Source organism: Microbacterium sp. M28 (assembly GCF_025836995.1).
Taxonomy (GTDB): domain Bacteria; phylum Actinomycetota; class Actinomycetes; order Actinomycetales; family Microbacteriaceae; genus Microbacterium.
Window position 1 is genome coordinate 2,534,817 of sequence record NZ_CP107546.1, and the last position, 18,753, is coordinate 2,553,569.

14 protein-coding genes and 1 tRNA gene are annotated in these 18,753 nt (G+C 67.5%); 4 read left to right on the top strand and 11 right to left on the bottom strand.

Annotated elements, in window-relative coordinates; all coding sequences use genetic code 11:
• Positions 1–13: 13 nt before the first annotated feature.
• A complete protein-coding gene (locus OED01_RS12380) occupies positions 14–505 on the bottom strand; it encodes an FBP domain-containing protein (RefSeq protein ID WP_264155585.1) in 492 nt (163 codons plus the stop codon).
• An 81-nt stretch (positions 506–586) separates the two neighbouring features.
• Between OED01_RS12380 and OED01_RS12385 the strand changes: the two genes are divergently transcribed.
• Positions 587–940, top strand: a complete 354-nt coding sequence (locus tag OED01_RS12385; protein ID WP_264155586.1) for an ArsR/SmtB family transcription factor — start codon at positions 587–589, stop codon at positions 938–940.
• A complete protein-coding gene (locus OED01_RS12390; protein ID WP_264155587.1) occupies positions 937–1,599 on the top strand; it encodes a cation efflux transmembrane domain-containing protein in 663 nt (220 codons plus the stop codon). Before OED01_RS12385 ends, OED01_RS12390 begins: the two co-directional genes overlap by 4 nt.
• Positions 1,600–1,622: 23 nt before the next feature.
• Here OED01_RS12390 and OED01_RS12395 read toward each other — a convergent pair whose 3' ends face one another.
• The 3 genes from OED01_RS12395 to OED01_RS12405 form a co-directional block, all read right to left on the bottom strand.
• A complete protein-coding gene (locus tag OED01_RS12395; RefSeq protein ID WP_264155588.1) occupies positions 1,623–2,225 on the bottom strand; it encodes a hypothetical protein in 603 nt (200 codons plus the stop codon).
• A gap of 97 nt (positions 2,226–2,322) precedes the next feature.
• Positions 2,323–2,404 (bottom strand) — tRNA-Tyr (locus OED01_RS12400).
• An 86-nt stretch (positions 2,405–2,490) separates the two neighbouring features.
• A complete protein-coding gene (locus OED01_RS12405) occupies positions 2,491–3,414 on the bottom strand; it encodes a PfkB family carbohydrate kinase (protein ID WP_264155589.1) in 924 nt (307 codons plus the stop codon).
• A 71-nt stretch (positions 3,415–3,485) separates the two neighbouring features.
• Here OED01_RS12405 and OED01_RS12410 point away from each other — a divergent pair, with 71 nt between their 5' ends.
• Entirely contained in the window at positions 3,486–4,127 is a 642-nt protein-coding gene (locus OED01_RS12410; protein WP_264155590.1) for a hypothetical protein, read from the top strand.
• A gap of 98 nt (positions 4,128–4,225) precedes the next feature.
• On the opposite strand, the gene rpoC is transcribed toward OED01_RS12410, so the two are convergent.
• From rpoC to OED01_RS12445, 7 genes are all read right to left on the bottom strand, one after another.
• Complete coding sequence (gene rpoC, locus OED01_RS12415; protein ID WP_264155591.1) at positions 4,226–8,101, bottom strand: DNA-directed RNA polymerase subunit beta'; 3,876 nt, start codon at positions 8,099–8,101, stop codon at positions 4,226–4,228.
• A gap of 48 nt (positions 8,102–8,149) precedes the next feature.
• Entirely contained in the window at positions 8,150–11,647 is a 3,498-nt protein-coding gene (gene rpoB, locus OED01_RS12420) for a DNA-directed RNA polymerase subunit beta (protein WP_264155592.1), read from the bottom strand.
• Between the two features lie 217 nt (positions 11,648–11,864).
• Positions 11,865–12,173: a hypothetical protein gene (locus tag OED01_RS12425; RefSeq protein ID WP_264155593.1), complete on the bottom strand. Its 309-nt coding sequence runs from the start codon at positions 12,171–12,173 to the stop codon at positions 11,865–11,867.
• A 114-nt stretch (positions 12,174–12,287) separates the two neighbouring features.
• Positions 12,288–13,964: an ABC transporter ATP-binding protein gene (locus tag OED01_RS12430; RefSeq protein ID WP_264155594.1), complete on the bottom strand. Its 1,677-nt coding sequence runs from the start codon at positions 13,962–13,964 to the stop codon at positions 12,288–12,290.
• Between the two features lie 5 nt (positions 13,965–13,969).
• Positions 13,970–14,920 carry an ABC transporter permease gene (locus OED01_RS12435; RefSeq protein WP_264155595.1) on the bottom strand — a complete coding sequence of 317 codons (951 nt, stop codon included), beginning with the start codon at positions 14,918–14,920 and terminating at the stop codon, positions 13,970–13,972.
• Complete coding sequence (locus OED01_RS12440) at positions 14,917–15,921, bottom strand: ABC transporter permease (protein WP_264155596.1); 1,005 nt, start codon at positions 15,919–15,921, stop codon at positions 14,917–14,919. Before OED01_RS12440 ends, OED01_RS12435 begins: the two co-directional genes overlap by 4 nt.
• A gap of 72 nt (positions 15,922–15,993) precedes the next feature.
• A complete protein-coding gene (locus OED01_RS12445; protein ID WP_264155597.1) occupies positions 15,994–17,667 on the bottom strand; it encodes an ABC transporter substrate-binding protein in 1,674 nt (557 codons plus the stop codon).
• Positions 17,668–17,855: 188 nt separating this feature from the next.
• Between OED01_RS12445 and OED01_RS12450 the strand changes: the two genes are divergently transcribed.
• Entirely contained in the window at positions 17,856–18,743 is an 888-nt protein-coding gene (locus OED01_RS12450; protein WP_264155598.1) for a TIGR01777 family oxidoreductase, read from the top strand.
• Positions 18,744–18,753 lie beyond the last annotated feature (10 nt).

An 18,753-nucleotide genomic window follows, 5' to 3' on the forward strand; every position in this document is an offset into this window, starting at 1 on the left:
GGTCTGCCCGATCTCAGGCGTCGGCGACCACGCCTGCGACGAAAGACTCCATGCGTCGGCGCGTGCCGTCCAGGCGCATGTCGACCTGCCCGGACGCGCGGATCTCGTTCGGGGCGAGCGGATGCGCGAGGCGCACGTTCTCGTGGCAGGACAGGTCGGCGCAGATGTACGTGCCGACGCTGTCGCCGCGGCACCCCGCCTCCCCCGCGCGTCGCGCGGAGAAAAGGGCGACCTGGTTGCCCGGCTGCAGGGAATGGCAGATGTTGCACATGCCGGATCGGGTCCTGCCCGGGTCGCTCGCACGCAGGACGACACCCACCACACGTGCGTCGATCTGGGCGAGGACGTAGCCGCGACGCGCGACGGACGGGTCGCGCCAGGCGAAGAAGTCGAGATAGTCCCAGTCGGTCAGCACGAAATCGTGCGGCATCTCCATGACGCGCAGTTCGTCGGCATCGGCGTTGACGAAACTGGCGCGGACGTCTGCTTCGGTGAGCGCTCGCATCGTCCCAGTCTATGAAGCGCTGCGACCGGACCGCGGCACACCGGAACACGACAGTACATCGTTCGCTGTACCGTTAACGGCATGCCGACCCTCGACGCCGCCGCGGACGTGATGACGCGACTCGGACGGGCCATGTCCGATCGGACGCGTTCACGTATCCTCCTCCGACTCCTGGACGGCGCAGCGCACCCTGCTGAGCTCGCGCTCGATCTCGACCTCAGCAGGCAGAACGTCTCCAATCACCTCGCCTGTCTGCGCGGCTGCGGGCTCGTGAGTGCAGAACCGCACGGTCGGAACACCCGCTACGAAGTGCTCGATCCGCACCTGGTCGCCGCGATCCGCGAACTCCTGCGGGTGAGCATCGCCGTCTCCGAGAGCGAGCCGTGCTGCGACGGATCCTGCCCGGTGCCCGGGTGCTGCGAGAGCGCAGCATGACCGCGCTCACGGATTCCCGTCGGGCGGTCCTGCACCGCCGCATCCGCCTGATCGTCGGCCTCACGATCGGCTACAACCTGATCGAGGCGGTCATCGCTCTGACGGCCGGAGCCACCGCATCCTCGGCGGCGCTGATCGGCTTCGGACTCGATTCCACGATCGAGGTGCTGTCGGCGGCCGCCGTCGCCTGGCAGTTCACCAGGCGCGAACCGGAGCGCTGGGAGAAGCCGACGCTGCGGGTCATCGCCGTCGCCTTCTTCGCCCTCGCCGCGTGGGTGACGGTCAGCGCGGCACTGACCCTCACCGGGGTCTGGGAGGAGCCGATGCACTCCCCGCTCGGCATCGGCGTCGCTATCGTGAGCGTGATCGTCATGCCGTTCCTGTCGCTGTGGGAGCGTCGCACGGGGCTCGAACTCGGTTCGGCGTCCGCGATCGCCGATTCGAAGCAGACCCTGATCTGCACGTATCTCAGCGCGGCCGTGCTCGTCGGGCTCCTGCTGAACCTGTGGTTCGGATGGTGGTGGGCCGACGCCCTGGCGGCGCTCGTCATCGCCGGGTTCGCGCTCCGCGAGGGCATCGAGGCATGGCGCGGCGACGCCTGCGCCACCTCGGTCGGGATGCTGCTCGAGGATGACGAGCATCACGAGCACGACGACTGACGCCATCGGAGGTCGTGCGCCGATCAGAGCACGACGCTCGGATCCAACGCCTCCACGATGATCGGGGCATCTTCGGTCCGCGCGCCCGTCTGCCAGATGCGCACACGGGACCCGACCGCGGGCACCTGCGTCTGCAGCACGGCCGCGTGGCCGGCATCCGGGCTGGTACGGAACCAGCGGGCGCGGATGGCCGAGCCCACCTCGCTCGTGACGGTCAGCGTGAACGCCGACACGCTCCCGTGCTCGGTGAGGCTCACCTCCCGGTCGGAGACCCGCCCTTCGCTCGGGGTGGCATGCTCCCTGGTCGCGGCCCATCGGCGTGCCAGCGCGGCCTCTCTGCGTGCGCGACGGCGCGAGTCCACCAGCCCGATGCTGAAGCCGACCACCGCGAACCCGGGGAGGAACGTGAAGATGACGTTGAACCACCACGGCGAATCGCTGGTCCACAGGTGGAAGAGCAGGACGGATGTGGCGACGGCCGCCAGCAGCACGAGCAGCCACACCGCGAGAACCGCGCCCGTCCCCAGTCGGGTCGAGAAGCCGATCCGGGCCGGCGCCGCCGTCTCATCCCACGCCCTGACCAGGTGCACGACATGCCCGATCGGCGCTTCCCCCTCCTCGGCCACGGGGCCCCCTTCCACCGGGGTCACGCTATCCACGCGAGGTTGCGAGTCGATGAACGACGAAGGGCCCCGCAGTGCGGAGCCCTTCAGATCTCTTCGGTGGCGAGTGAGGGATTCGAACCCCCGAATGCAATGCAGTCTGATTTACAGTCAGATCCCTTTGGCCGCTTGGGTAACTCGCCAGTGCACACCCGTCCGACTTGTACAGACGATCGGGGGCGCGAAAAACCATCATACCTGCGCGAGGCGAGCGGGAGAAATCGAGCGATCAGGTGCTCAGGCCGGCGCCGTCGCGGGCGGCCGACGACTCCGGAGTGCGCAGCAGACCGCCCTCCGAACGGCACGTCGCCGCGGCGACCGCCATGGCCCGATCGAGCAGTTCCTGCCACTCGTCATCGCCATCCGGCGCCCCGGTGACGAGACCAGCCGTGACAGCTGCGAGCGTCGCGTCCCCGGCGCCGACCGTGTCGACGACGGGTCCGGGCAGCGTGGCGATCGGGGCGTGGAACGTCCCGGCGTCCGATTCGAGCACGGCGCCGTCCAAGCCGGCCGTCGCGAGCACGGCGCGCGCCCCCAGCCCCCGCAGTCGCGCGCGCAGCGCGTCGAGATCACCGTCGTAGAGCAGCGCCGCGTCATCGGCACCGACCTTGACGACCTCGGCATCCGACGCCAGAACCTCGAATCCTCGGACGAACGCGTCGCGGTCGCTCAGCATCCCGGACCGTGGGTTCGGATCGATCACCACGCGCGCGTCGCCCAGCGCGGAACGGAGCGCATCGACCTCCGCCGGCACGTCGAACGGGAAGCAGCTGATCGCCACAAGAGACGCCTGTGCGAGCGCTTCGCGCGCGTCGGCTCCGTAGCGGATCGTGCGCTCGCGCGCCGCACGGTTGAAGACGTACTCCGGCTCACCGCCGGCGGAGCGCGTGACGATCGCGCGCGAGGAGCCGTGCGGGGCTGGGGTCGTGATCAGGTTCACGTCGTGGTCGTCGAGATACTCGCGGATATGCGCTCCGGCCTCGTCGTCGCCGACCATCGCGATGAGCGACGTCGCGATGCCCAGTCGCCGGAGGCCGACGGCGACGTTCAGAGCCGCTCCCCCGATCAACTCCCGGACGCCGGCATCGTCACGGATCTCATCGATCAGGGCATCGCCGATCACGACGACGCGCCCGGTGTTCTGTGCAGTCACCCGACGAATCTACCGCGCCGGCAACCGCGCGCCGATCGGGTCATGGCGGCGCACCGCGATACCGTGACGGCATGAAAGCGCGCACCGCTCCGATCGCCGCGGGCATCCTCCTGGCGGCGCTGCTCGTCGGATGCTCTCCGTCCGGTCCGTCCGCACCCGACGACGCGGGCGACGCGGGTTCGACATCGCCGGAGCCGTCCGCGAGTCCGTCGGAATCGGGGACGCCCGGCCCAGCCCCCACGCCTCCGACGATCACGATGCCGACCGACTGCCGCGCCATCCTGTCGGAGCCGCTTCTTGACCTCCTCGAGGACGTCCCCCTCAACGACAAGGCGTTCGCGCCCAACGGAGTCCAGGAGGACGGATCCCTCATCTGCACCTGGGGCGACCCTCGGGCCGACACGACCCGTCTGGTGACGATCATCTCGGTGGAACGCCGGGGGCCGGCGCTCGACATGCTCAACGACCTCGCCGCGGAGGACGGGTTCACCTGTTACCAGCCCGACGCCGGCATCCGCTGCGAGAAGACCTGGGAGAGTGAGGAGTATCCGGTCACCGACGGACGGACGCTCTACTGGCGGGATGACGTCCTGATCGACACGCGTTACTCCAATCTGGCGCCTCCCGGGTACACCAGTGACATCGTCCTGCACCTGTTCGGCGCATCCACGCCCACGCCGACGCCGACGCCCACCGAGACGCCAGCGGCCTGAGCGGCGGATGCCTCGGCATCCCGAGCCCGATCCGACGGACGACGAAGGCCCCGATCCCTTGCGGGACCGGGGCCTTCGTCAGTGACTCAGCTCACGCGTCAGTTGTAGGTACCGGGCGTGATGTCGTCGGTCGAGAACGCGTCGAAGTCGACGTAACCGAAGTCGCCGTCGGCGTAGGCACCGTCGGATGCGAAGATCCGGTTCGGGTAGCGCTCGCTCTTGGCCTCCTCGGTGGCCTCCACCGTGATGTTGCGATACTTGGACAGACCGGTACCGGCGGGGATGAGCTTACCGATGATGACGTTCTCCTTGAGACCGACCAGCGGATCGCGCTTGCCCTCCATGGCGGCCTGCGTGAGAACGCGGGTCGTCTCCTGGAAGGAAGCGGCCGACAGCCAGGACTCCGTGGCGAGCGACGCCTTGGTGATACCCATGAGCTCCGGGCGACCGGACGCGGGACGCTTGCCCTCGCCGACGGCCTCGCGGTTGATCCCCTGGTAGCGCTTGAGGTCGACCATCTCACCCGGCAGCAGCGTGGTGTCGCCGTGGTCGACCACGGTGACCTTGCGCAGCATCTGTCGGACGATGACCTCGATGTGCTTGTCGTGGATCGGCACACCCTGCGAACGGTAGACGCCCTGGACGCCGCCGACGAGGTACCGCTGCACCTCGCGAGCACCGAGGACACGCATGACCTCCTTCGGGTCGAGCGTGCCGACCTGCAGGGGCTGACCGACCGTGACGTGCTGGCCGTCCTCGACGAGAAGCGTCGCACGCTTCAGGACCGGGTAGATCACTGCTTCGTCGCCGTTGTCGGGCGTGAGGATGACCTTCTTGGCCTTGTCCGTCTCGTCGATCGTGATGCGACCGTCCGCCTCGGCGATCGGCGACGCGCCCTTGGGGGTGCGCGCCTCGAACAGCTCCTGCACACGGGGCAGACCCTGGGTGATGTCATCCGCCGAAGCCGAACCACCGGTGTGGAACGTACGCATCGTCAGCTGGGTACCGGGCTCACCGATCGACTGAGCGGCGATGATGCCGACGGCCTCACCGATGTCGACGGTCTTGCCTGTGGCGAGCGAACGGCCGTAGCACTGCGCGCAGACGCCGACGGCCGAGTCGCAGGTCAGCACCGAGCGGACCTTGATGTTCTCGACACCGAGTCCGACGAGCTTGTCGATCAGGACGTCGCCGACGTCCTCACCGGCGGTCGCGACGACCTCGCCCTTCGCGTCGACGACGTCGGAGGCGAGCGTACGGGCGAACACGGAGTTCTCCACGTTCGCGTCGCGCACCAGCTCGCCGGCCGAGTTCGCAGCGGCGATCGGGAGCTCGAGGCCCTTCGACGTGCCGCAGTCCTCTTCGCGGATGATGACGTCCTGCGAGACATCCACCAGACGACGGGTCAGGTAACCCGAGTCGGCGGTACGCAGAGCGGTGTCGGCGAGACCCTTGCGGGTACCGTGCGTCGCGATGAAGTACTCGGCGACCGACAGCCCCTCGCGGTACGAGGAGATGATCGGACGAGGGATGATCTCACCCTTCGGGTTGTTCACCAGGCCTCGCATACCCGCGATGTTACGGATCTGCAGCCAGTTACCACGAGCACCCGACGACACCATGCGGTTGATGGTGTTGTCCTCCGGGAAGTTGGCGCGCATCGCGGCCTGGACCTCGTCGGTGGCCTCGGTCCAGATCTTGATGAGCTCCTGACGACGCTCGGCGTCGGTGGTGAGACCCTTCTCGAACTGGGACTGGACCTTCGCGGCCTGCTTCTCGTAGCCCGCGACGATCTCGGCCTTGTTCGGCGGCGTGAGGATGTCGCTCAGAGCGACGGTCACACCCGAGCGCGTGGCCCAGTAGAAACCGGCGTTCTTGATGCGGTCCAGCGTGGCAGCCGTCTCGACCTTGGGGTACTCCTCGGCCAGCTTGTTGACGATCTGCGACAGCTTGCCCTTGTCGGCCTGCTCGCGGACGAACGGGTAGCCCTTGGGGAGCGTGTCGTTGAAGATCGCCTGACCGAGCGAGGCGTCCACGAGACCGTGGCGCTCGTAGCCCTCGGGGGCTTCGCCCTCGAGGAACGTCAGACCCGGGATGCGGATGCGGACCTTCGCCTGCAGATCGAGGGAGCCCTCGTCCTTGGCGAGCAGCGCCTCGGCGACGGAACCGAACGCACGACCCTCACCGGCAGCACCCTCCTTGACCGTGGTCAGGTGGTGGAGGCCGATGATCATGTCCTGCGAGGGCAGGGTGACCGGACGGCCGTCCGACGGCTTCAGGATGTTGTTCGACGCGAGCATCAGCACGCGGGCCTCGGCCTGAGCCTCGACCGACAGCGGCAGGTGCACAGCCATCTGGTCACCGTCGAAGTCCGCGTTGAAGGCGGCGCAGACGAGCGGGTGCAGCTGGATGGCCTTGCCCTCGACGAGCTGCGGCTCGAACGCCTGGATGCCGAGACGGTGCAGGGTGGGTGCACGGTTCAGCAGCACGGGGCGCTCGCGGATGATCTCCTCGAGCACGTCCCAGACCTCGGGACGCGTGCGCTCGACGGCGCGCTTGGCTGCCTTGATGTTCTGCGAGTGACCGAGGTCGATCAGACGCTTGATCACGAACGGCTTGAACAGCTCGAGAGCCATCTGCTTGGGCAGACCGCACTGGTGCAGGTTCAGCTGCGGGCCGACGACGATGACCGAACGGCCGGAGTAGTCGACGCGCTTTCCGAGCAGGTTCTGGCGGAAACGACCCTGCTTTCCCTTGAGCATGTCGCTCAGGGACTTCAGGGCACGGTTGCCGGTACCCGTCACGGGGCGACCACGGCGGCCGTTGTCGAACAGTGCGTCGACGGCCTCCTGCAGCATGCGCTTCTCGTTGTTGACGATGATCTCGGGGGCACCGAGGTCGATCAGACGACGAAGACGGTTGTTGCGGTTGATCACGCGGCGGTACAGGTCGTTCAGGTCACTGGTCGCGAAGCGGCCACCGTCCAGCTGCACCATCGGACGCAGCTCCGGCGGGATCACCGGGACGACGTCCAGCACCATCGCGGCCGGGCTCATGCCGGTCTCGAGGAACGAGCTGACGACCTTCAGGCGCTTGATCGCACGGATCTTGCGCTGGCCCTTGCCCTCGGAGATCTGCAGACGCAGGTTCTCCGCCTCGGCGGCCAGGTCGAAGTCGCGCAGGCGGCGCTGGATCGACTCGGCGCCCATGTAGGCCTCGAAGTACTGTCCGAACCGGTCCTGCAGCTCGTGGAAGACGTCGTCCTCGGGGCGGAGCGCTCCGACCTCGAGGGTGCGGAAGTCCTCCCACACGCGCTCGAGCTTGGCGATCTGCTCGTCGGTGCCCTTGCGGACGAGACCCATCTCCTTCTCGGCGGCGTCCTTGACCTTCTTCTTGGCGTCGGCCTTGGCGCCCTCCGCCTCGAGTGCGGCGAGCTCCTCCTCCAGCTTGGCCAGGCGAGCGGCGATCTTCGAGTCGCGACGGTCTGCGAGCGTCTTCAGCTCGAGACGGATGTTGTTCTCCTGCGTGGCCAGGTCGCGGTGACGAGCTTCCTCGTCGACCGAGATGACCATGTACGCGGCGAAGTAGATGACCTTCTCGAGGTCCTTGGGCGCCATGTCCAGCAGGTATCCGAGGCGCGACGGGACGCCCTTGAAGTACCAGATGTGAGTGACGGGCGCCGCCAGCTCGATGTGGCCCATGCGCTCACGACGGACGGAGCTCTTGGTGACCTCCACGCCGCAGCGCTCGCAGACGATGCCCTTGAAGCGGACACGCTTGTACTTGCCGCAGGCGCACTCCCAGTCGCGGCTGGGTCCGAAGATCTGCTCGCCGAAGAGGCCGTCCTTCTCGGGCTTGAGCGTGCGGTAGTTGATGGTTTCGGGCTTCTTGACCTCACCGTACGACCATCCGCGGATGTCGTCTGCGGTGGCGAGGCCGATGCGAAGCTCATCGAAGGTTGTTGCGTCGAGCACTAGTTCTCCTGTGTCGAAATTCTTAAGGAATCAGGTGATCCGACGAGATCAGATCTCGTCGATCGAAGCGGACTCGAAGCGGCTGGAGATGTTGATTCCCAGCTCCTCAGCTGCGCGGAAGGCCTCGTCGTCGGTGTCGCGGAGGTTGACCGCCGTGCCGTCGGCCGAGAGGACCTCGACGTTCAGGCAGAGCGACTGCATCTCCTTCATGAGCACCTTGAACGATTCCGGAATGCCCGGCTCCTGGATGTTCTCGCCCTTGACGATCGCCTCGTAGACCTTGACGCGGCCGAGGATGTCGTCGGACTTGATCGTGAGGAGCTCCTGCAGTGCGTAGGCGGCGCCGTAGGCCTCGAGGGCCCACACCTCCATCTCACCGAAGCGCTGTCCACCGAACTGCGCCTTACCACCGAGCGGCTGCTGGGTGATCATCGAGTACGGACCGGTCGAACGCGCGTGGATCTTGTCGTCGACGAGGTGGTGCAGCTTCAGGATGTACATGTAGCCCACCGAGATCGGCATCGGGAAGGGCTCCCCCGAGCGACCGTCGAACAGCTGCGTCTTGCCGCTCGAGTCGATCAGACGGACACCGTCGCGCGTCGGCAGCGTCGAGTCGAGCAGACCTGCGATCTCCTGCTCTGCAGCGCCGTCGAACACCGGGGTCGCGACCTTGGTGCCTGGGGCGGCCTCGAAGGCGTCCTCCGGCAGGTTCACAGCCCACTCCGGGGTGCCCTCGACCTTCCAGCCCTGCTTGGCGATCCACCCGAGGTGGGTCTCCAGCACCTGGCCGAAGTTCATTCGACCGGGGATGCCGAGCGGGTTCAGCACGATGTCGACCGGGGTGCCGTCCGACAGGAACGGCATGTCCTCGATCGGGAGGATCTTCGCGATGACACCCTTGTTGCCGTGGCGGCCGGCGAGCTTGTCGCCCTCGGTGATCTTGCGCTTCTGGGCGATGTAGACCACGACGCGACGGTTGACGCCGCTGCCGAGCTCGTCGTCGCCGTCCTCGGCGTTGAACTCCTTGACCGCGATGATCGTTCCCTGCTCGCCGTGGGGCACCTTCAGGGACGTGTCGCGGACCTCGCGGCTCTTCTCGTTGAAGATCGCGCGGAGCAGGCGCTCCTCGGCGCTCAGCTCGGTCTCGCCCTTCGGCGTGACCTTGCCGACCAGGATGTCGCCGGGGCGGACCTCGGCGCCGATGCGGATGATGCCGCGCTCGTCCAGGTCCTTCAGCAGCTCGGGGCTGACATTGGGGAGGTCACGGGTGATCTCCTCCTTGCCCAGCTTCGTGTCGCGGGCGTCGACCTCGTACTCCTCGATGTGGATCGACGAGAGGGTGTCGTCCTTCACCAGGTCCTGGCTCAGGATGATGGCGTCCTCGAAGTTGTAGCCCTCCCACGTCATGAACGCGACGAGGAGGTTCTTCCCGAGGGCCAGCTCACCGTTCTCGGTCGCGGGGCCATCGGCGATGACCTCGCCCTTCTCCACGCGCTCACCGGCGGAGACGACGACCTTCTGGTTGTACGACGTGCCCTGGTTGGAGCGGTCGAACTTGCGCAGGTAGTACTCCTGCGTCCCACCCTCGTCGAGCATGACGACGACGCGGTCCGCGGAGACCTCCGTGACGACACCGGCCTTCTCGGCGGTGAGGACGTCACCGGCGTCGATGGCCGCGAAGCCCTCCATACCGGTTCCGACCAGCGGGGAGTCGCTGCGAAGCAGCGGCACGGCCTGACGCTGCATGTTGGCGCCCATGAGGGCGCGCTGAGCGTCATCGTGCTCGAGGAACGGCACGAGCGAGGTCGCGACCGACACCATCTGGCGCGGCGAGACGTCCATGAAGCCGATCTCCTCGGGGTGGAACAGGTCCACCTCGCCGTCGCGGCCACGACGGGCGAGAACGCGCTCGTCGGCGAAGTGGCCGTCCTTCTTCAGGATGGCGTTCGCCTGGGCGACGACGTGCTCAGCTTCCTCGGATGCCGTGAGGTACACGATCTCCTCGGTCACGCGACCGGCGACGACCTTGCGGTACGGGGTCTCGATGAAGCCGAACGAGTTGATGCGCGCGAAGGTGGCCAGCGAGCCGATCAGACCGATGTTCGGGCCTTCAGGCGTCTCGATGGGGCACATGCGGCCGTAGTGCGACGGGTGGACGTCACGGACCTCGACACCGGCGCGGTCACGCGACAGACCACCGGGGCCCAGGGCGGACAGGCGGCGCTTGTGGGTCAGACCCGCGAGCGGGTTGTTCTGGTCCATGAACTGCGACAGCTGCGAGGTTCCGAAGAACTCCTTGATCGCGGCGACGACGGGGCGCACGTTGATCAGGGTCTGCGGCGTGATGGCCTCGATGTCCTGCGTGGTCATGCGCTCGCGGACGACGCGCTCCATGCGGGACAGACCCGTGCGGACCTGGTTCTGGATCAGCTCGCCGACCGCGCGGATGCGGCGGTTGCCGAAGTTGTCGATGTCGTCGACGGCCAGACGGATCTCGGCCTTCTTGCCGCCGCGGATGCCCTCGAAGGACTCGTCGCCGCGGTGCAGACGCACCAGGTACTTGATGGTCGCGACGATGTCGTCGACGGTCAGGACCGACTCGTTCAGCGCGGCATCCAGGCCGAGCTTCTGGTTGATCTTGTAACGACCGACCTTCGCCAGGTCGTAGCGCTTGGCGTTGAAGTAGAAGTTGTCCAGCAGCGCGCGGGCGGCCTCGGCGGCGACCTGCTCGCCCGGACGGAGCTTGCGGTAGATGTCGCGCAGCGCGTCTTCCTTGGTGAGGATGGTGTCCTTCGCCAGGGTCTCCTCGATGGAGGGGAAGCCGGCGAACTCGGCGAGGATGTCCTCGCTCGACAGGCCGAGGGCCTTGAGGAACACGGTGACGGACTGCTTGCGCTTGCGGTCGATGCGCACGCCGACCTGGTCGCGCTTGTCGATCTCGAACTCGAGCCATGCACCACGGCTGGGGATGACGCGCGCGGAGACGATGTCCTTGTCGGACGTCTTGTCCGGCGTCTTGTCGAAGTAGACACCCGGCGAGCGGACCAGCTGCGAGACGACGACGCGCTCGGTGCCGTTGATGATGAACGTTCCCTTGCCGGTCTGCAGCGGGAAGTCGCCCATGAAGACGGTCTGCGTCTTGATCTCACCGGTCTGGTGGTTCATGAACTCGGCCTCGACGTACAGCGGCGCGGCGTACGTCTTGCCGCGCTCCTTGCACTCGTCGATCGAGTACTTCTCGGGCTCGAGGTACGGGTTCGTGAAGCTCAGCTGCATGGTTTCGCTGAGGTCTTCGATCGGGGAGATCTCCTCGAAGATCTCCTCGAGTCCCGAAACCTCGTTGACGTCCTTGCGGCCGGCCTCGCGGGCCTCGGCGACGCGGGCCTTCCAGGCCTCGTTGCCGACGAGCCAGTCGAACGACTCGGTCTGCAGCGCGAGAAGGTCGGGGACCGTCAGCGTGTCGGAGATCTTGGCGAACGAGAGGCGGGATGCTCCGCGTCCGTTCTTGGTGGTGGTGGATGTGGATGCGTTGCGAGCAGCAGCCAAGGGAATAACCTCCGTGAGCCCCGCAGGGCTTCTCGATTCCTTTGTCGTCAGGTGGAGTGCGTTCGAGAGCTCAACATCTGCCGACCACCATATGAGGGCAGGGAGATACGAACGCAAAGATCAACTATACGTCGAATTTCGCGACATGTCCAGTCAGGTCCTTGACCATTTTCGGATGCTGCGGTAAAAGCCTCCGGAATCCACCACCACTCGCGCGTCACTCCTCGAAGACGGCGTTGCCGCGGCAGGCCACGCCCGGACTCGGAGCCGTGCCCTTCCCGTCGGCGCGCACGATCATCCCGTAGCTCTGCACGTGTCCGCCCGTCACCTCGTCGTCGTCGAACCTGGGAGGGTTGTCCTCGACGTCGTCCGGCAGGTCGCGTCCGGAGAAGTGGCACGCGGAGTGCGCCTTCTCACCGCCCCTGACATCGCCGCCCTGCCCGTCGTACTCCCCGGCCATCGCGGCGCCGCCGCTGCCGAGCACGAGTCCGAGCGCGAGGGCGCACGTCAGCATCATCTTCTTCATTGGTCTTCCTAACCCCAGAGGAACACCGGGTCGTCGCCGACGGCGACTCGGGCACGGCATCGTCGTCGTGCGCCTGTGACGCTAGTCCTCGCACCACCGCCCCGCAAGGGCATCTCAGGAGGCGATGTTCAGTTCGTTTCCGGGGATCGACGCGAGCAGACGCCGCGTGTACGGGTCGCGCGGATTGGTGAAGATCTCCTCGGAGCTCGCCGCCTCGACCAGGGAGCCGTCCTTCATGACGCAGACGTAGTCGCTGATCAGCCGCACGACCGCCAGGTCGTGCGAGATGAACAGGTAGCTCAGTCCGTACTCCCGCTGCAGGTCGCCCAGCAGCGTGAGGATCTGATCCTGCACGAGCACGTCCAGGGCGGACACCGGCTCGTCGCACACCACGAGATCCGGCGACAGCGCCAGAGCCCTGGCGATCGCGACGCGCTGGCGCTGACCGCCGGACAGTTCCGACGGGTAGCGGCGCAGCATCGACTGCGGCAGGGCGACGTCGTCGAGCAGCTTGCGCACGCGTGCACGGCGGTCGGAGCGGCCTCCGCGCCTGTAGAACTCCAGCGGCTCGCCGATCAGCCGCTCGATCGTGAACATCGGGTTCAGGCTCGAGTACGGGTCCTGGAAGATCGGCTGCACGCGCTGCCGGAACGAGCGCGTCTCGGCCCTGTCCATGCTCGCGATGTCCTTGCCGTCGAAGCGGATCGTGCCGCTGGTCGGCTCGACCACCTTCAGCAGCATCCTGGCGGTGGTGGTCTTGCCGGAGCCCGACTCTCCGACGATCGCGACGGTCTCGCCGCGAGGGATCGCGAGCGACACGTCGTTCACGGCGACGAAGTCCTCCTTGCGACCCCGAACCGGGTACACCTTGGTGAGATTCTCGATCTCGACGATGTGATCGGCCGCCGGGGCCGAGGCCGCCTCATCCGCCGCCGGTGGCTCCGCCGGTTCGACGACGGCCGCCTGCGGGATCAGCCGCACGGCCGCGACGGACGGTGCCGCCTGCACGAGCGACTGGGTGTACGGATGCTGCGGCGCCTCGAGGATCTGCCTCGCAGGTCCCTGTTCGACGACCTTTCCCCTGTGCATCACGATCACGCGCTCGGCGCGCTCGGCAGCCAGGCCCAGATCGTGCGTGATCAGCAGCACCGCCGTGCCCAGCTCGCGCGTCATCTCACCGATCTGGTCGAGGATCGTCTGCTGCACGGTGACGTCCAGTGCGCTGGTCGGCTCGTCCGCGATGAGCAGCCTGGGCTTGCAGGCGAGCCCGATCGCGATCAGAGCGCGCTGTCGCATCCCGCCCGAGAACTCGTGCGGGTACTGCTTCGCGCGCCGCTCGGCCTCGGGGAGCCCTGCCGCCTGCAGCGCCTCGACGACCTTCGCCGACACGTTCTGCCTGTTCGCCAGACCATGCACCAGCAGGGTCTCGGCGACCTGCGTGCCGATCTTCGCGACCGGGTTGAGATTGGACATCGGGTCCTGCGGCACGAGCCCGATGTGACGTCCGCGGATCCTGCGCATCTCGTGCTCCGGCGCGTGGGCGATCTCCCGTCCGTCCATCCGGATGCTCCCCGCCGTGACCCGGCCTCCGCCGGCGAGCAGTCCGATGATCGCCATGGCAGTCGTGGACTTGCCGGAGCCGGACTCCCCCACGATCGCGACGGTCTGTCCGGCGGCGATCTCCAGGTCCACTCCCTCGACGGCGTGCACGACGCCGTCCATCGTGGTGAAGTCGACCGTCAGGCCCTCGACCTGCAGCAGCGGCTCCTCGTTCATGTTCGTGTCCTTCATGGCACTCACCGTGCCCTCGTCCTCGGGTCCATCGCTTCTCGCAGCGCCTCGCCGAACAGCGTGAAGCCGAGCGCGGTGACAGCGATGCAGATGCCTGGTAGGAACGCCAGCCAGGGGGCGATCGCCAGCTCGGCCTGCGCGTAGGTCAGCATCCGGCCCCATTCGGCCGTTTCGGGCCGTCCGCCGCCGAGCCCCAGGAAGGACAGCGCCGCGGCATCGATGACGGCCGTGGCGAGCGTGAGCGTCCCCTGCACGATCACGGGGCCGATCGCGTTCGGCAGCACGTGCGACATCGTGATCGTGCCGCGTCCGAGCCCGAGCGTCTGCGCCGAGAGCACGTAGTCGCTCGAGCGCTGCTGCAGCATCGACGCCCGCAGCAGGCGGGCGAAGATCGGCACCTGCGACGCCCCGATCGCGATCATCACGGCGTACGGCGTCTGCCCGAGGATCGCGGCGATGGACACCGCGAGCAGCAGGTTGGGCACCGACAGGATGATGTCGACGATGCGCATGATGAACGTGTCCACCCAGCCGCCGAACGTCCCGGCGACGAGGCCGAGGATCATGCCGCCGACCAGACCGAGCGCGGTCGACACCACACCGACCATGAGGGATGCCTGCGCGCCCCAGATCAGTTTGGACAGCACGTCGCCGCCGAAACGGTCCAGTCCCAGCGGAAACTGCGGCAGCTCCCCCGGTCCCGGGATCTGCGTCGGCGTGATGTACTTCGCGCCGGGCAGCGCCGTCTCGGGATACGGCGCCAGGATCGGCGCCAGCGCGGCGACGAGCAGGAACAGCAGCACGATGGCCGCGCCGATCCACGCGGTCGGGTTGCGCCGGAGCCGCCGGAAGACGTCATGCCAGAACCCGCCGCTGCTCTTCAGCCCTTCCTGGGCGACGGCGACGGTGTCGATCAGTCCGGCGCCCTGCGCCGGCGGGAGGATGGGCGAGGTCATTGGACCCTCACTCTCGGGTCGATCACGCTGTAGGAGACGTCCACGGCGAGGTTGATCAGCGCATAGGCGATCGCGATGAAGATGATGAACCCCTGCAGCACCGGGAAGTCACGGGTGAAGATCGCTCTCGCCAGGAACGAGCCGATCCCCGGGAAGGCGAACACGGTCTCCGTCAGGACGGCGCCGGAGATCAGCAGACCCGCCTGCAAGCCGATAGTGGTGATGACCGGCAGCATGGCGTTACGCAGGATGAACCTGTTGCGCAGCGTCCCCGGTGCCACGCCCTTGGCGCGACCGGTTCGGACGTAGTCGGCGTTCTGCACCTCCAGGACGCTGGCCCTGGTGATGCGGACGATGATCGCCAGCGGGATGGTGCCGAGCGCCAGCGCGGGCAGGATCAGGTGCAGGATCGCGTCCCACGAGGCATCCAGCTCCCCCGTGATGATGCCGTCCCACACGTAGAAGCCCGTGGGATGCGTGGCATCTATCCGCGGGTTCTGCCTGCCGTCGGCCGGCAGCCAGCCGAGCTGGACGGCGAAGACGTATTTGAGGATGAACGCGAGGAAGAACACCGGGATGGTGATGCCGACCAGGCTCAGGATGACCGAGGCGTGATCGGTGAGCTTGCCATGACGACGGGCGGCCCAGTAACCGAGCGGGATGCCGATGCCGATCGCGATGATCAGCGCGGCGACGGAGAGCTCGATGGTCGCCGGGAAGCGGCGCATGAACTCCTCCGTGACGGGTCGATTCGTCTGGATCGACGTTCCGAAGTCGCCCTGCAGAAGCCGTCCGATCCACGTGAAGTACTGCTGGATCAGCGGTTCGTTGAAGCCGTACAGCTCGTTGACGCGTTCGATCGCCTCCGGCGTCGCCTTTTCGCCGAGGAGGGCGACCGCGGGGCCGCCGGGGAGGGCCCTGACCCAGGCGAAGAGCAGAATGCTCAGCCCGAACAGGGTGGGAATGAGAAGCAGCAGTCGCCTGCCGATGGTGCGCAGCACGGATAGGTCTCCGGTTTCCGGGTGCGTCCGGTCCCCGTCGTGCGTCGCGCGACGGGGGCCGGACGCAGGTGATCACTCGGTCAGGACGATGTCCGTGAAGACCTCGTCGTTCACCGGGCTGGCCGGATAGCTCTCGACCCGCGGGTCGAACGCCAGGGTCGGGGCCGGGTGCGCGAGCGGAACGCCGGGGATGAACTGCGCCACATCCTCGTTGATCTCCTCGTACAGCGGCGTCTGCTCCTCGAGGTTGGAGACGCCACGGGCCTCGGCGAGCTTCTGGAACAGCTCCGGGTTGTCGAAGCCCCACTCCGAGCTCTGCTGGCCGAAGAAGACGCCGACGAAGTTGTCGGTGTCGTTGTAGTCACCGGTCCAGCCCAGCAGGTGGATGCCGTGGTCGGCGGTGCCGGTGGTGCGGTCGAGGTATTCGACCCACTCCTCGGAGACCGGGGTGGTCTCCACGCCCACCTCGGCGAGCTGCGAGGACAGGACGGTGAAGATCTGCTCGGGGTCCGGCATGTACGGACGCGAGACGTTGACCGGGTAGTTGAAGGTCAGCTTCAGCGGGTTCGCCTCGGTGTAGCCGGCCTCCTCGAGCAGCTGCTTGGCCATGTCGGGGTCGTAGTCGTACGTCGTGACGCCGTCGTTGTAGCCGTTGACCGTGTCCGGCATGAACTGGGTCGCCTTCTCGGTGCCGTCCGGCAGCACCTGCGTGATCAGGGCGTCCTTGTCGATCGCGTGGGACAGCGCCTGACGCACCTTGATGTCCTGGAGCTCGGGAATCGCCTGGTTGAACGCCAGGTACAGGATCGTGAACGGCGGACGGGACACCATGGTGAAGTCGTCCTCCTCGAGGGCCGCGGTGTCGGCGGGGCCGACCAGGTCGTAGCCGTCGATGTCGCCTGCCTCGAGCGACTGGCGCCGTGCCGTCGGGTCGTCGATCGTGCGGAAGATGATCTCCTCGATCTGACCGGGCTCGCCCCAGTAGTCCTCGAACGCGGTCAGTGTGACCTGCTCGCCGGGCGCCCACTCCTCGAACTGGAACGGGCCGGTGCCGGCCGGGTGGCCCATCGCGTACTCCGACATCTGCGGAGCCTCGGCGGAGCCGCCGACCTCGTCGGCGCCGAACTCCTGCATCGCCGTCGGGCTCTGCATGGCGAACGCCGGCAGCGACAGGGCGGGGATGAAGCCGGCGAACGGCTTGTTGAGCGTGATCGTGGCGGTCGACTCGTCATCGGCCGAGCAGGACTTGTACACGGCGTTCGCCGGGTCCGAGGCATAACCCTTGAAGAGCTTGTTGTAGTAATAGCCGAACGCCTCGCTGGCGGCGAGACCGGTCCAGTTGTACCAGCGGTCGAAGTTCGCGCACACGGCCTCGGCGTTGAAGGGAGTGCCGTCGTGGAAGGTGACGCCCTCCTTGAGGGTGAAGGTGTGCGACATGCCGTCCTCGGCGGATTCCCACGACTCCGCGAGCAGCGGGGCGGGGTCGGCCGTGCCCGGCTCGGTGCCGACGAGGCCCTCGAAGATCTGCCGGGAGACGCGGAACGTCTCGCCGTCCTGCGCGAAGGCGGGGTCGAGGCTGGCCGGGTCGGAGGAGGCCGCGAAGATGAAGGTCGAGTCGACCTCGGCGGATCCTTCGCCGGTGTCGTCGCCGCGTTCGCTGGCCACGCAGCCCGCGAGCAGCAGTGCCGCGACTGCCGTGCCGGTGACGGCGAGGATTCCCCGCCGTCGCAGAGGTGTCTGATGCATGGGTGATGCCTTCCCTGTATAGCGCTTCGTTGCGCGCACCGGGAGCGTCGTCGCTCCCGGATACGGTGATCCTTCGACGCTACCCAGCCCGCACGAGGAATCCAATCCCACACGCGTTGCGATCGGGTATCGGCTGTGTAACAGGTGCAACACGCGCCCCGGGGCGCGCCCGCGGGTATGTTCGAGCCATGCGGATCCTCCTCACCGGCGCATCAGGCCTGATCGGCTCGGCCACGGTCGACCTCGCCCGTGGTGCACATGACGTGCGCACGCTCGTGAGGCGCGATCCGGTCGATGCGACCGAGTACCGCTGGGATCCGGCATCCGGCTCGGCTCCGGCAGAGCCGATCGCCTGGGCGGATGCCGTGGTCAGCCTCTCCGGCGCGAGCCTGTCCCACCTGCCCTGGTCCCGCCGTTACCGTGCGGAGATCCTGGACAGCAGGGTCGACGTGACCGCGGCCGTCGCGCACGCGATCGCGGAGTCGGAACGTCCGCCGGCGGCCTGGGTGTCGGCGTCCGCCGTGGGGGTCTACGGCGATCGCCCCGGCGAGGAGCTCACCGAGGATGCCGATCGTGGACAGGGATTTCTCGCCGATGTCGTCTTCGCCTGGGAGGCCGCCACGCTCGCCGCTGCGTCGCGGACACGTATCGTCCACGCCCGCACCGGCCTGGTGCTGGCCCGCGGCGGCGCGCTCGCGCCGCTCCTGCTGGCCACGCGCGTCGGCCTGGGTTCGACGGTCGGGAACGGCACCCAGCACTGGCCGTGGATCGCTCTCGAGGATGAAGTCCGCGCACTGCTGCATCTGGCCACGGCATCGGATCTGTCCGGTCCGGTCAACCTGGTCGCACCGAGTCCCGCGACGTCGCGGGAGGTCACCACGGCGCTGGCCCGCGCTCTGCACCGGCCGCACGCCTTCCGGTTGCCGGCGTTCGCTCTGCGCGCCGGGATGGGCCTCGCGGCGGAAGAACTGCTGCTGGCCGACCAGCACGCGGTGCCGCGGCGGCTCCTCGAGGACGGATTCCGGTTCCGTCGGGCGACTCTGGATGACGCGATCGCCGCTGCCGTCGCGGGGTGACCGCTTTCCG